At 58.7% G+C, this 14,394-nt stretch carries 11 protein-coding genes; 3 read left to right on the top strand and 8 right to left on the bottom strand.

Annotation, left to right across the window (positions count from 1 at the left end; all coding sequences use genetic code 11):
* Positions 1 to 47: 47 nt before the first annotated feature.
* The 3 genes from istA (at position 48) to V1280_RS02315 (ending at position 3,290) form a co-directional block, all read left to right on the top strand.
* Positions 48 to 1,586: an IS21 family transposase gene (gene istA, locus V1280_RS02325; RefSeq protein WP_334538124.1), complete on the top strand. Its 1,539-nt coding sequence runs from the start codon at positions 48 to 50 to the stop codon at positions 1,584 to 1,586.
* Positions 1,587 to 1,597: 11 nt separating this feature from the next.
* On the top strand, positions 1,598 to 2,341 hold the full coding sequence (gene istB / locus V1280_RS02320; RefSeq protein WP_334518610.1) for an IS21-like element helper ATPase IstB: 744 nt from the start codon (positions 1,598 to 1,600) through the stop codon (positions 2,339 to 2,341).
* Between the two features lie 184 nt (positions 2,342 to 2,525).
* The gene (locus tag V1280_RS02315) at positions 2,526 to 3,290 is read left to right on the top strand and encodes a hypothetical protein (RefSeq protein WP_334518608.1); all 765 of its coding nucleotides are present in this window, start codon (positions 2,526 to 2,528) and stop codon (positions 3,288 to 3,290) included.
* Between the two features lie 77 nt (positions 3,291 to 3,367).
* Here V1280_RS02315 and V1280_RS02310 read toward each other — a convergent pair whose 3' ends face one another.
* The 8 genes from V1280_RS02310 to V1280_RS02275 all read right to left on the bottom strand — a co-directional run bounded on the left by V1280_RS02310 (position 3,368) and on the right by V1280_RS02275 (position 14,392).
* Entirely contained in the window at positions 3,368 to 4,279 is a 912-nt protein-coding gene (locus tag V1280_RS02310; RefSeq protein ID WP_334518606.1) for a hypothetical protein, read from the bottom strand.
* Positions 4,280 to 4,906: 627 nt separating this feature from the next.
* Positions 4,907 to 6,307: a porin gene (locus tag V1280_RS02305; RefSeq protein ID WP_334518604.1), complete on the bottom strand. Its 1,401-nt coding sequence runs from the start codon at positions 6,305 to 6,307 to the stop codon at positions 4,907 to 4,909.
* 349 nt (positions 6,308 to 6,656) lie between these two features.
* On the bottom strand, positions 6,657 to 7,364 hold the full coding sequence (locus V1280_RS02300; protein WP_334518602.1) for a response regulator transcription factor: 708 nt from the start codon (positions 7,362 to 7,364) through the stop codon (positions 6,657 to 6,659).
* 193 nt (positions 7,365 to 7,557) lie between these two features.
* Entirely contained in the window at positions 7,558 to 8,178 is a 621-nt protein-coding gene (locus V1280_RS02295) for a GntR family transcriptional regulator (RefSeq protein ID WP_334518600.1), read from the bottom strand.
* Between the two features lie 48 nt (positions 8,179 to 8,226).
* Positions 8,227 to 9,300 carry an ABC transporter ATP-binding protein gene (locus V1280_RS02290; protein WP_334518598.1) on the bottom strand — a complete coding sequence of 358 codons (1,074 nt, stop codon included), beginning with the start codon at positions 9,298 to 9,300 and terminating at the stop codon, positions 8,227 to 8,229.
* Positions 9,293 to 11,020: an ABC transporter permease gene (locus tag V1280_RS02285; protein WP_334518596.1), complete on the bottom strand. Its 1,728-nt coding sequence runs from the start codon at positions 11,018 to 11,020 to the stop codon at positions 9,293 to 9,295. The genes V1280_RS02290 and V1280_RS02285 overlap by 8 nt, the downstream gene beginning before the upstream one ends.
* A gap of 53 nt (positions 11,021 to 11,073) precedes the next feature.
* Positions 11,074 to 12,186, bottom strand: coding sequence for an ABC transporter substrate-binding protein (locus tag V1280_RS02280; protein ID WP_334518593.1), 1,113 nt, complete (start codon positions 12,184 to 12,186; stop codon positions 11,074 to 11,076).
* Positions 12,187 to 12,223: 37 nt separating this feature from the next.
* Positions 12,224 to 14,392: a methyl-accepting chemotaxis protein gene (locus tag V1280_RS02275; protein WP_334518591.1), complete on the bottom strand. Its 2,169-nt coding sequence runs from the start codon at positions 14,390 to 14,392 to the stop codon at positions 12,224 to 12,226.
* Positions 14,393 to 14,394: the final 2 nt, after the last annotated feature.

Below are 14,394 nucleotides of genomic sequence, written 5' to 3'. Positions count from 1 at the left end.
TTTCGGCTTTGCGAAGGGGGACCTGGATGCCGACGGAGAGGCTTGCGATGCGCCACGTGCGCGAAGTGATCAGATTGAAGTCGGCTGGGATGCCGACCCGCGAGATTGCGCGGCGGTTGGGGACGGCGCCTTCGACGGTGCGGTTGACGATCCGCCGGTTCGAGGCGGCGGGGCTGACCTGGCCGTTGCCAGACGACGTCACCGACACGGTGCTGGAGGCCCGGCTGTTCGCCAGCGCCGGAGCCGGTCCGGGCACCCGGCGGGGCCATCGGCGGCAGGCCGAGCCGGACTGGGCGGCGGTGCATCGCGAGCTCAAGCGCAAGCACGTGACGCTGTCGATTGTGTGGGAGGAGTACATCGCGGGCGAACCCGGCGGGTATCGCTATTCGCGGTTCTGCGAGCTCTACCGGGCCTGGGAAGGCCGGCTGTCGGTGACGATGCGCCAGTCGCATGCGGCCGGCGACAAGCTGTTCGTCGACTATGCCGGCGACGGCGTGCCGGTGGTGATCGACCGGTTCACCGGCGAACGGCGCACCGCGCAGATCTTCGTCGCAGTGCTCGGCGCATCGAGCTTCACCTACGCGCAGGCGACCTGGACGCAGGGCCTCGCCGACTGGATCAGCGGGCACGTCGGCGCCTTCGAGGCGATCGGCGGCGTGCCGGCACTGCTGGTGCCGGACAACACCAAGGTCGCGGTGATCAAGGCCTGCCTCTACGATCCGCAGATCAACCGCAGCTACGCCGATATGGCGGCGCATTACGGCACCGCCATTCTGCCGGCGAGGCCGCGACGGCCACGGGACAAGGCCAAGGTCGAGCAGGCGGTCCTCATGGTCGAGCGCTGGCTGCTCGGACGGCTGCGCCACCGGATCTTCCACAGCCTCGCCGAGGTCAACGCGGCGATCGCCGAGTTAATGACCCGGCTCAACGAGGAGCGGCCGATCCGGCGGCTCGGCGTCACTCGCCGCAAGCTGCTGGAGGAGATCGACCGGCCGGCACTCCAGGCCTTGCCGGAGAGCCCTTACGTGTTCGCTGAGTGGCGGATCTGCCGGGTCAGCATCGATTATCACGTCGAGATCGAGGCGCATTATTACAGCGTTCCGCATCGCTTCGTCCGCGCCGAGGTCGAGGTGCGCTTCACGGCCCGCACCGTCGAGATATTCCACAAGGGTGAGCGGATCGCCGCGCATCAGCGCATGAGCGGCAACCACAAGCACACGACCGTGCCGGAGCACATGGCATCCAGTCATCGGCGCTACGCCGGCTGGACCATCGAGCGCATCCGCAAGGACGCAGCCTCGATCGGGCCGGCGACCGCGGCGCTGTGCGACCTGATCCTCGACGAGCGCGCGCATCCGGAACAGGGCTTCCGCGCCTGTCTCGGCATCATCCGGCTCGCCCGATCCTACGGGCACGAGCGGCTCGATGCCGCCGCCATGCGGGCGATCGATATCGGCGCGCGCACCTACGGCTCGGTCAAATCGATCCTCGCCAACAATCTCGATCGGCGTCCTTCACCCAAGCGCTCCGCGGACGACGCGCCGATCCTTCATCCCAACATCCGCGGGCCGCGCTACTACAATTAGGAGATCTCATCTTGCTTACCCATCCGACCCTCGATCAGCTCCACGCGCTCGGCCTTCACGGCATGGCCAAGGCCTTCGCCGACATCGAAGCCGGCGGCGACGCCGCAAGCCTCGGCCACGCCGAATGGCTCGCGCTCCTGCTCGAACGCGAAGCGTCATTGCGACGCGACAAGCGGCTGTCGAAGCGGCTGCAATACGCCAAGCTGCGCCAGGAGGCCTGCGTCGAAGACATCGACTACCGCACTCCACGCGGCCTCGACCGCAGCCTGCTGACGATGCTGGTCGAAGGCCGCTGGATCGATGACCACGCCAACCTGCTGATCTGCGGGCCCTCCGGCGTCGGCAAAAGCTGGCTCGCCTCAGCGCTCGGCAACAAGGCCTGCCGCGACAATCGCTCCGTGCTCTATCAGCGCGTCCCGCGACTGTTCAGCGATCTGGCCTTGGCGCGCGGTGACGGCCGCCACCCCCGCCTGCTGCGCGCGCTCGGCCGCGTCGATCTCCTCATCCTCGACGACTGGGGCCTCGAGCCGCTCGACGCCGCGGCCCGCCACGACCTCCTGGAGATCCTCGAGGACCGCTACGGCCACCGCTCCACCATCGTCACCAGCCAGCTTCCCGTCGATCAATGGCACGCGCTGATCGGCGACCCCACCTACGCCGACGCCGTTCTCGACCGCCTGGTCCATAACGCCCACCGGATCGATCTCAATGGCGAGAGCCTGCGGCGAACCCGTAAGCCCGGCCGAAAGGCCTGAGCCCGTGGCCCTGTGGACATGCCGCTGCGCTTGGACAACGCGAAGGGCGTTGCCCACATGCCCACAGCAGGAGCAGCAAAAAACAAGTCCTTCGAGCCGCGATTCAAGATTGACCACGCGGCTTCGCCGATGCCAGAAACCAGACAGCCAGAACGCCTCGCGCCCCGGGCGACATCAAATCGGAATGGTGGGCGAGATCATCTCGGAATCCTGGGCGAGATCAAATCGGTACACCCGGGCGAGATCATCGGAATCCGCAGACAATCTTCGCTGGGGCTTCTCGAGGGCCGCCTGGCCCCAATACGACTATTCCCCGTCCGGACGGCTGGCCATCGTCATCCACACCAATTCCTGGTCAGGGCTTCGACGCTCGTATTCAGATGGCAAGACGCAATCCATCGAAACAATGCTGCCGGAGATTATCGCAGGTCTGGCTGAACATGCTGCGCATCTCAGGGAACGCCGGCGAGCCGACGAAGAGCGCGAGCGTCAATACCGGGAAGCAGAACTCCGCCGCAAGCGCGAGGAAGCCTTCGGTGCTCGCGAAAAACGCCGTCTGGAATTTGTCGATGCGATCCACCAACAGCTCCTTGAGCGATCAAAGCTGTCCGCGGTGCTCGCGCATCTGGAGACCGCCACGACCGAAGATCCAAACCGGGCGCAGAGCATCCAGGCATGGATACGTCGGCGAATTCAACAAATCGATGCTCTTACCAGCCCCGAGTTTCTTGACCTCTCAGCGAGATCGGCGAAGCTTGGATTTGTCGAACCGCCAAATGCCTCCAATGGCGGAGACGCAGGTAACTACCATAGCTATTCCTCCTCTGCCCAACTTCGTTTCTGGTCAATCGACGAAGAGAAGGAGCTCGCGACCTCAATAGGCGCGCTGGAATGGGCCACCCGGCTCGGTCTTGTGCCGGAAAGCGAAACCGAAGTTCCGCGCAGCTAGCGGCTTCCGGTCGAGTCCCCTTTTTGTTTCAATGCGCCTCCAAGTCGCGCAAATGCGGTCCTAAGGCGCTTCATTCCCTAGTCATCCGAGCTGCGGAGCGACGCGTCCAGCCACTCACCTACCGTATTGGCTTCCGTGAGTACCATTCCGTCTGTCGTGACGGCCCTCACTTCAACACGCTTTTGACCTTCAAAATGAGGAAGCCTCGCCGAACCCATGCGGAACACCGCCGCAAACATGCCGAATGGATCCTGAACATCGTCCGGCCCCAGAAGCTTGATTCTGAACAGCTCTCGAATCGTACCAAGCATATAGCTTGTCGAGACGATCCCGTCCGGCGCGGGGATATCGAATGCCTTCGTTGCCATCGGCCACGTGATGTTGCGCATGAGGCCATGACTTCCCAAAGATATTGGTTCTGGCGGCCCGGTTGGTCGCTGAGCGGTGCCGCGATCTGTTTCGTCCAGTGATCCGAAAGTGCCGGCATTCAATTCGGATGCTGCCACATGATTGCGTTCGTCGTTGAGCTCACAATTTCGACCAAACGTTGAATTGACGTCGCCGCGGGCTAGAGCCACCCGGACGTAGCCCATTCCATGGGCGCGCCTAGCCCTCTTTCGACTGAAGATGTGGTCAACATGGATCGAACCGGTCAGGACCGACTTGCGCGGCAGATCGTAATATCTGTGCAGAAATCTGTGATATAGCCCTCGGTAATCGACACCATCGCGAAGTGACACCCAGCATTCCGGTTGTCCGCCCGGGTGCACCTTCTCGAACACAAAGCCGGCGTCAAGATTATCTTCGTCGGGCAGCTTTTCGATCTGCAGTCCCTTTGTCTTTGCGACTATCGCGGCCGCTTCGAGATGGGCCACGGCGACATATGGCTGCCGGTCTGTGTCGACACACCAGCATTCACGAAGATCTTCCAGGGTCTTTTCTTTGAGAGCGATGACGTAGAGGTCATCGGCAAAGAGGACGGTCGCCATACAAGAACCGGATGGTTGGGGACTTCGATATCAATCGAAATCAATCTATGAGCTGTGCTTTGCTCCCGCAACCAAGCTTTATCCTAATTGAAAACGTAATCAGGTGCCGTCGACCACAGTTTGGCATCCCTACGTACCAGCAGTGACGCCTAAGTCGCCGTGATGGCCCAAATTGCGCCGATGGTAGCCAATGGTCTCCACGTCGCCGCAAATTGCTTTGCTCACGATACGCACCGACCGCCTCCTCCTGCCCCAGCCGGCTTGCAGGCTCGCCGGTATCGGCACTCCCCGTGGCATAACCAGCAGTTCGTTCCTCCGGTTCAGGTACACGTCATACATACAAGGTCCTTGCTGCAGTCCCTCTTGAGCACTCGATAGTGTCCCCGAGGATAGTTGCCACCAGGCATTATGAATTTCCACCGGTGCTGGATGACGCTGGCGTTCCTTATACGATCCGCCTTGAGGCGCTTCGGTCGAGACGAACAAGCTCGACATAATAGTGATGCCATCAATCCGACCGTGCACATCACGATGGAAAAGACACGCCAACGCCGATCTCTCAGCGTTGGCGCGCAAGTGCCCGGAGGGAGCACCCTTCCGGGTGGGAGGTTTCACACAATTTACCGGCTAGAACTTCCAGCGTACCCCGGTAACGCCCTCGATCATGCTGTTGTGCCCGTGAGCTTCAACGGCGTGATATCCACCGGTCGTCTGCAGGAAGTCACCCGCGACATACAGATCGATAGTGGGGACAGGGTGATACACAATCGAGGCAAACTCGGCGGTCCGCGTTCCTGATCCCGCCACAGTCGCCTGGCTCGCATCCTGATAGGCTCTGAACGTTGCGCCATTGGGCGCATACGCAGCGTTGTTGACGTACATGCGGTATGCTCCCAATTCGTAATCAAACAGACCGGGAGGAGTGATTTTCACCGACGCCGTTACAGCATTGTCGGTACGAGTCCCGACAAGCCCCTGATCGGCAGTGTAGTACACGTAGCCGAGGTTAAAACGTGCGATACCGAACTGATAGTTGCCCCCGACGCCTGCGGACTGGTGGCTCAATCCTTTCGTCGTCGTATCTATGAAGGGCGTTTCGAGTACGTCGGTATGATTATAGAAGGCGGAAAGAGCAAATCCGTCGCCATTATATCCAATCGCCGCGGACTGCACGCTTCCTTTGCCAAATCCCGCGCCCGGGATGGGTCCACTTCCATTCGGACCGCCCGGTCCATTCCCATCGCTGAAGGCATAGGCGGCGCCGAGAACGACACCGTTGCTGAACGCCTTCTTCCAGACGAGACCGTTATCGAGACGCGTGTCACCGGCACCCGACGCGCCATAGCCACCTCCAGAGTAGAAGATCATCTGGGAAACGTTGTTGTTGTTGGTATAGTTGCCTTCGTCCGTAGTCACCCTGCCCTTCGAATAAACGTCGCCCCATATAGCCGAAAAGTCCCGGCCCAGGGTGTCCTGGCGGCCAACAGTGAATTTCCCGAGGTCATCGCTCTGGAAACCGACCCAAGCGTCGCGGTTGAATAGCACGCCTGGTGTATCCATATCCCCCGTCGGCAGTTCAAACTCGCTCTCCACTCGAGCGATCAATTTCAGATTGCTCTCCGGGCTAATCATGGTCGAGCCGTAGAGCCCCCAACGATTGCCGCTGAACCAGGGAATCGTCATTCCAATTCTTGATTTTCCATCCGACGTGGCGTTGGTTCCCGCATTGAAGGTCGCTTCGAGCAACCCGTATAAGGTCAACTCGGTACCGGACGTCTCGATGATACGAACAGGACGTCCCTCGAGAAACGGGATTCCCGGGGCCTTCGTCATCATCTGCTTATCCGGTGGGTTCACGCCTTGCGCGTATTGCTCGCCGGCGCCCTTCGCTTTCGCTTTGTCATGCTCGAGCTTTGAGAGACGCTTGTTCAGCGCATTGATTTCGCGTTGCAGGTCGGTGACCTCGTCGGCCCTTGAATGCGATACAGACATCATTACGACAAGCGATACTCCGACGAAGACACTCATCGTCCTCGCCACGACGCGACGGTTAAACGCTGTGGCCTTGAACGCTCCGCGATTCTCGCTTGAGCCTGAATACAATTGATTCTGAATTGCCATCATACGGCGTCCCCCTTTGAAACCGGACCTCATTGGATCCACGGGGTAGCTTCGATTGGCCGAGCTTTCAGGACGCTGTCATCAAGCTGTCACCCGCACTCTGACACGGCGTTTGTGTCGATTGACTTCATTTGTTGTAGATTCAGCACATATGAGCGTTGCGAGGATGAACTGCGCTTTCGCTCGACCATGTCCGACAAAACGCTTTCAGGCCCCAGGAACCTGAAACTTGTACGCTTAACTCAACGCGAGGGCCTCATTCAGACTGTTCAGCACTTTTGCGATCAGTCAGATGCTCCGTCTCATGTTCGATCAGGTACCCCAGCCCTCTCAGCGTCCTGATTGTCGGCCCCTTGCACCCGATTTTCTTTCGCAGTCGAGCGACGTGGACTTCAATTGCGTTTGGCGCAACGGGCTCACCAAAGCCAAAGATCTCCCACATCAGACGATCCTTGCGCACAAGCCTCCCAGGGTGAGACATCAGCACAGCCAGAACGGCAGCCTCGCGTCTTCTCAGATCCAGCGAGACGCCATGCAGCGTTGCTGAAACTGCCGAGGGGTCAAACACAAGCGGACCACACTCGAGTGTCCGATTGAACCCGCCATTATTCCGCCGAAGCAGCGCTTTCACACGAGCTTCGAACTCATACGGGTCCAGTGGCTTCACAAGGCATTCATCGGCCCCGTGATTCAGGTATTCGATCCGGGACAGGCTGTCGTCGCTTGCAGCGATGATCATGATCGGCGCCCTGTAACCGCCGCGACGCAGTCTGACCAATACGTCGATACAAGACATGCCTTCCAGCGAATGACAGACAACCGTCAAGGAGTAGGCCTCCGACCGGGCGATCTCTATGCCGGTTTGGCCGCTCTTTTCATAGTCGACGCCAGCTCCCAAGGAGCCGAGCGCCTGGCAAACGAGAGCGGCACTCGCTCTGTCGCTATCTACTACCAGTACACGCATGATCCACCGCATAACCGCACGATCGTGCGTCCCTGATCTTTAATGAGGGCGAACCACTCCGACGGGCCTGCTCTTTTGCAAGGCAACCGCGTGAGCGACGCGACGGAAAGCGCCGCTTGCGTTACCCGGTCGGGTCGAGCCTGAACATCGAGCGACGCGGCGAACGCTGCCCTGTCCATGTGAGGCTCTCACCCTAGAAATTGCCGATATGAAGGAGTATCAGCCTGTCCAGCTCTGCGGGATCCCGGCGCTCAATCGCAGAAACCATCTCAAAGTGCTCAGCCGAGCTCGCTCGCCTTCCCTCCGTTGATCGCCAACGACCGGTTGTACCAACGTAACTCCGCGTTCGCAGGTCATCAATGAGATTGGTCAGGATCACGTTTTGCGATGCGCGATAAACACTCTGATGAAACTTGACGTTGGCACGCGCAAGGTCCTGCCGCGCCCCCTCAATGTGGGACTCGAACTCCTCCGCAGAGACCTTCATCTCGGACAAGTCCGCGGCGTTTGCGCGCGCTACAACGAGTGGCACAGCGCTGCGCTCCAGCGCCAGTCTGACAAAACGCAGATCGCCTGGTTCACTGGGCTCCTGTTCGCGAACACGAAATCCGAAGTTCTGGCGATGCTCTACAACGTTGAGCGCCTTGAGCTGGAGCAGCGCCTGACGCACGTCAAACTGACTGGCTGAGTATGCCTCCTGCAGATCAATCAGCCGGAGTGGCTGTCCGAATTCGAAGATTCCGAGCCGGATATCGGATCGAACACGCTCCACCAGAGCCTCGATCCTTTGCGTTGACTGATTCGATTTGGCCATGTTGCGTCTGAGATTAACTGGTTCAGAATAGGGTGAACATAACGGGCTCTAGACCTGCGGAAAGATAGACCAACCGTCGTTGGGAATAGCAATCTTTATGTTTTCCGCAGTCGGTGGCATAGGGCCTTCCAGCCGGATATCCAAACCACCGACGCTCACAGTCGTCTCATACCTGTTACCGAGATACGCGGCCGATCTGACCACGGCGTCCCAGACTGCGTATCCGTCCCCGGGGCTCTCGCGCCGTTCAACAATACGAATGCGCTCCGGCCGAATTGCTGCGGTCACGGGCGCGTTTGCTGAAATTCGACCCGGCGGTGGCACACTTATCAGGCCGAGGGACTCGAGCCGAATTCCTGCTGAGTTGGGCTCGACACGCCCGGTCAACAGATTGCTGGACCCGACAAACCCCGCCACGAACGGATCCGATGGTTTCTGATAAATCTCCTCAGGACTGCCGTTCTGGACGATGCGCCCGTTATTCATCACAAGTATTCGATCGCTCATCGAGAGAGCTTCGCCTTGATCGTGCGTGACGTATAGGGTCGTCACGCCGAGACGACGTTGAAGGTCACGGAGCCAGATACGCGCACGCTCCCTTAGCTTCGCGTCGAGATTGGACAGCGGTTCGTCGAGCAGGAGCAGCCGCGGCCGGTATACGATTGTCCTGGCAAGTGCTACGCGCTGCTGTTGTCCACCGGACAGCTGGAAGGGATATTTGTCCGCCTGCCCTTCCAGTTCAACCAGACCCAGCGCTTCGTCAATCCGCTTGTTGCGCTCTCCCCTTGGAAGCCGACGCAATTTGAGCGGAAACTCGAGATTGCCACGAACGGTCATGTGCGGCCACAACGCGTAGCTCTGGAACACGAGCCCGAAGTCCCGGATTTCAGTCGGAAGATATTTGTTTTGACTGCAATCAACGATAGCTTCTTCTCCTAAATGGATAGAGCCGGCAGTCGGCTGGTCCAGACCCGCGATCATCCAGAGCGTGGTTGATTTGCCACAGCCGCTGGGACCGAGCAGTGTGATCAGTTCACCGTGCTTGCCGACAAAATTAACGTCGTTTACGGCCGTATAAGTACCGAAGTCTCGCCGAAGATTGGTTACGATGAGGTCAGCCATAGATTTTTACACCAAAGAGCTTACGGGCGACGATAACGGTCCCACCTGTTACAAGTACCTGAAGGGTTGCGAGTGCTGCGACGGTCCCCGTCTCTCCCTTGTCCCAGAGCTGAAGCAGAGTTGTACCGATGATCTCCGAGCCCGGAGCGACAAGAAACACCGCGGTTGTGTACTCACGCATAAAAAGAATGAGCAGCAGCGCGAAGCACGAAAACATTGCGGGGCGCAACAGCGGAAGAACAATTGAATAACAGGTACGGAACCATCCCGCGCCCGCATTACGCGCTGATGATTCCACATCCGGGCCGATTTGCTGCAAACCGGGAAGTATCGCGCCAAGTCCAGCGGGGACATATCGGACAACGAAAGCGATCGCCAGCAGCCAGATTGTGTTTCGCAAGCCTCCAACGAGCGGCAGCGAGAGTGTGAGATAAAGAAACGCCAATCCACAGAAGATACCTGGCATTGCGCGAGGCGCCTGGAGAACAAACCTGAGTACCGGTCGCCATTGAAAACCGGATCTTTCGCTTACGAGCGCCATCACAACTATGCAGACCGTCCCGATTCCAGCTCCCGCAATCGATATAACGAACGTATTTATGATCGCGTGCAGATAGACCGGATACCTCACCAGCGCCTGGTAGTTTTCCAGAGTGAGAACCTCCCAGAACGGGATCAAGGGTGAGAGCACCTCTGTCAATGACTGCACAATCAAGCTCGCGAGAGGCAGCACCACAGCGAAGACTGTGTAGAACAGCGCAACAACGAACGCACCCCACCGCAGCCAGCCCAGCGCGAAGCTCCGCGGGCGGGTCGCCTTGCCGCCGATCGAAATGTACCGCTGCACTTGCCCCAGCAGTCGCTTTTGCAGCGCGAGCAGGCCTATTATGCCGAGAAGCGTTACAAGGGCGGACGCTGCAATCATGCCATAATCCGGATTGGCCTTCACAAGCGCTTCGTCATAGAGATAGGTCGAGATTGTCTGTATGCCGCTGGATCTGCCAAATACGAGTGGTATGGAGAGCATCTCCATACAAATCACAAAGTTGGCGAGCAGTGCCTGCAATATCGCGGGACGTAGCATCGGGAGGGATATGCGCAGGACAATTGTCCCTACACGTGCACCTGCTCCGCGGGCCGCATCCTCCAGTGTGGGATCCGAGTTCGCTATCGAGGATAGGCAAAAGAGGTAAGCAAGTGGTGCTTGCGAGACGCCCGCAACCAGCGACATGCCTGCGAGCGAGTACAGATTCCACGGTGTCACGCCGAACAGTTCTTTCGCCCACAGCGTGATGTATCCTGACGGCCCATAGATCGAGTACCAGGACAAAGACAGGATGAGATGTGAGAGGATCATGGGCCACAACAGCACCGGGCCGAGGATTTTGCTCCCGGGCATATCTGTACGGCCAATCAGAATGGCGAATATCGTCCCCAGCGCCTGCGCGATCAGGGTCCCCGCCGCGGCAAACAACAAAGTGTTGAGCGCCGCTGTCCAGAAGCCGATCGATCCAAATACCTTCTGCAGATTGATCAAGCTGAAGCTTGCGCTTTTGTCGTACAGGGGACCGGTAAGGAACGCCTGCCAGATCAGCGGAATGAACGGCGCGATGATGAGGGCTGTGGCAACGCCAAAGACCGAATATTGAAAGGGACGCTCAGCCCAAACCGCTGGCCCCGGATCGCGGGGTCTCCAGGTTTCAGACGTGACGGATTGCATAGAAGCCATCGATACCTACTCGTAAGATCTAGAGCTGCCGAACCATCGGCGCATTACTGCGCCGTTTCTCGTTTCCATTTGGCCTCAAATTCGGCCTTGCCGGCGAGGTACTGTTGATCATAGTGGACCAGGATCATGTTATTGCTTCCCACGGCACGCTCTATGCTGTCGTAGGTCACTTGCGTTTTGCCAGCCGGTTTCACGTCTGACCGATAGGGGGTTACTCCGCCCTCCCCCAAAGCACGTTGGCCGGCCTGGGACAGAATGAAATCCAGCATCAGTTTTGCCGAATTGACGTTCGTCGCCTTTTTTGGAATTCCCGCGCCCCGGAGAACGACGGGTGTGCCGTCCTCAGGGAAACACCAGCCGAGCAAGCGACCAAGAGCACCCTCGAGCTTCGGAAACACGCCTATACCGGATACGAAATAACCTATCCGATACTCTCCGGCAGTCAGCTTCGAAACCATGGTACCGACACTCTCTTCCTGGACTATTGCCGGTCCGAGAATGTTCAGCTGCCCATCCGCAGCGTCGCCGCCGTGTTTGAGCCACGACCAGTGAATTGGTGATCCGAATGCGGAGAGCCCGTCATACGTGACGATGGTCTTTTTGTATTCGGGATGCGCCACTAGCAATTTTGCGATGTCGGCGAGCGACTTGGGCCACTCGGACTCAGCAACTGCGTGCTTGTTGTAAACGATAACCATCGGATCGGTTGAAACGGTGTACAAACCTGGTGACGGCTTGCTCCAGTCTGGCAGCTTGCCGGCCTCCGGTGACACGTAGGCCTCGACATTTCCGGCGGAACGAAAATTCATCCAGCCCTCGATCGAGGCTGTGGCAAGCAGATCCGCTGTCCTGGCTCCTGACCCAGCCTCGACGTTGTACCGCGAGAAGACTTCGGCACTCTGCATATTTACGGCCTGAACCTTGATCCACGGATAGAGTTTGTTGAAATCGGCAATCACGGGCGCCCAATTGAAGGCAGCCATATTGGAATAGATTAGCAGTGCGCCTTCCTTCTTCGACGCCTCGACAATTTCCGAATAACTGCCCGGATAGTAAGATGGCCACGCGGCATCTTGCCCCGCTGCAATTCCGGTAGCGACGAAGGAATGTATGAACGCGAACATTCCGGCAAAGCTGGCAAGCGCTATTCGTTTCATGGAAACTCCCCTGACACACTCATGCTTCCGATTTGATCTAGACCGACTGAATCGCGTCCAAGAACCTGCCGATTTCACGCTGCAGGTGCCCCGATTGCTCGGTCACGTTACGCGCCGCTGTCGTCACTTCGGTTGCGGCACTACCGGTTTTGGCCGCGACTTCCTGCAGACTCTCGATACTTTCTGAAAGACCCTGCATGCCATGTGCGGCCTGCTGGATATTCGTTACGATCTCGCTGGTCGCCTGGCTTTGCTCCTGCACCGATTTGGCAGTCTGCCCTGCGATGTCATTCAGCTGATTAATCGTGGCCGCGATCTTGCGCATCGCTTGAGCCGCGGTCGACGTCGCCTGGGTGATGTATGACATTTTCACCCGGATATCATCGGTTGCGTTACCCGTTTGGCTGGCGAGGGCTTTCACTTCCGTCGCGACTACGCCAAATCCCTTGCCTGCATCGCCTGCTCTGGCAGCCTCAATTGTCGCGTTTAGCGCCAATAGGTTTGTTTGCTCGGCTATGTTGCTGATCAAGCCAACAACGTCCTCAATCTGCCGGGATGCAGCGGCAAGGCTGCTGACCATCGTGTCGACCTGGCGAGCGTCCTCGACGGCCTGGGTCGAAATATTTGTCGATGTCAAAACCTGACTATCGACGTGGCTGATGAAGGTTGAGAGGACGCTGGTAGCTGCAGCAACGGACGACACGTTCGCTGTCGTCTGTTCCGATGTTGCAGCTGCTTTCGTCGCCTGCGCGGTTGTTGCTTCCGCCGTCGCAGACATACGTTCCGACGTCAGGCCCAGATTGTCGCTGGCTTGCGCGAGGGCAGAAAGCACTACACCGACTTCGCCCTGAAAACTGGATACTGCACGTTCGAGCGTCTGCCGGCGTACATCCCTTTGTTCGACGGCGCGCGCCTGTTTGATCTCCAGCTCCGACGCCTGAACCGCTTGCAAACGCAACGTCTCGAGGGCGGCGCCCATTCTACCGAGTTCATCTTCGTGCGTCAGCTTCGGAACCGGGCAGCTATAGTCGCTTTGGGCGAAGCGCTCGACGGCTTTAGCAAGTGCTTTGACCGGTCCACGAAAACGCCTGAGGAGGACAATCAATGCTGCCAATGCGATGACGCACCCGATTGCCAGCAACGCTACAGCCGCGATCAGGCGGCTTTTTGCCTTCGAGAGATCCTCGCTGGCCACAGCGGCGGCCTGGTCGAGCGCCAGGAGCCCTATCGCCATAATCGGCTTCAGGGTAGAACTGCACAACGTGTTCCAGGCGTCCGGCTCCATCGGAGTTCGGCCGGATTTATCGAGATTCGCGAACTCAACGTCTTGCTTCGCGCGAGCCGCCGTCAAGTTTTCCAGGGCCGCGCCTTCAGCACGATGAATGAACTCCGGGAACAACGGACGAGAACTCTGCCTTGTCATCAACTCCCATGAGACGTCTGCTCTGGCGCGATTGACAGCAATTGCCCGAGCCAGCGCAGGATCAAACGGCTTCCCGCTCGAAACGTTGGTCCGGGCGAGCGAGCACTCTCGGCCAGCATAGTCACGAGCATCCCAGGCGGACTGGCGCAGCTGGATCATTTCACCGATTTGCGCGTTCTGCATCCGCGTCTGGTGGTCCACGGCAAGCGAAGCTGCAGCGACTGATTCTATGAAGCCGCCGAAAGCCTTGTACCAGGCATCCGTCAACTTTGGATCACGCTGCCCCCTCGGGCGTTCTGCCTGTTGAAGGAGAGACCGTAGCGTGTCCTCCAGGAGCTTCCAGCGCTCCGAGATGGGCCCGACCAGTTCTCTTTCGTTAAGGGCCGCCGAAACGTCGATCGCACGTTTTACGCCTTGCAGCAGGACCTGGAAGTCGCGCTCATTGAGCCGCTGCGTGTCTTCCATTTCGCTACGAGCGCTGTCTGATACCTGCAGCAAGCTTAACGTGTCGCCCCTGCGCTGACGCATAGTTGCCATTTGTTCAAAAATGACCCGATCGGCAGTCACCAGCTCTTGTGTCCGCAGATTGCGTGAGACGTCCAGCAGTGAAGAGATAATTCCGTACGAAAGGACTAATCCGAGGATTGCGGTAAGCGCGAGAATGGTGAGACCGATCAAAAACGAGACCGATCTCGCAAAGCGCTTCGCAAGATGCAGGCGGTAACGCTCAAGCAACGCACGAGGGAAGAACGTATTGGCGGGAAGAGAACGTTCGGTCACCATCA

It is taken from the genome of Bradyrhizobium sp. AZCC 2230, from assembly GCF_036924495.1.
GTDB lineage: Bacteria > Pseudomonadota > Alphaproteobacteria > Rhizobiales > Xanthobacteraceae > Bradyrhizobium > Bradyrhizobium rifense.
This window is presented reverse-complemented; position numbering and strand designations above follow the sequence as displayed.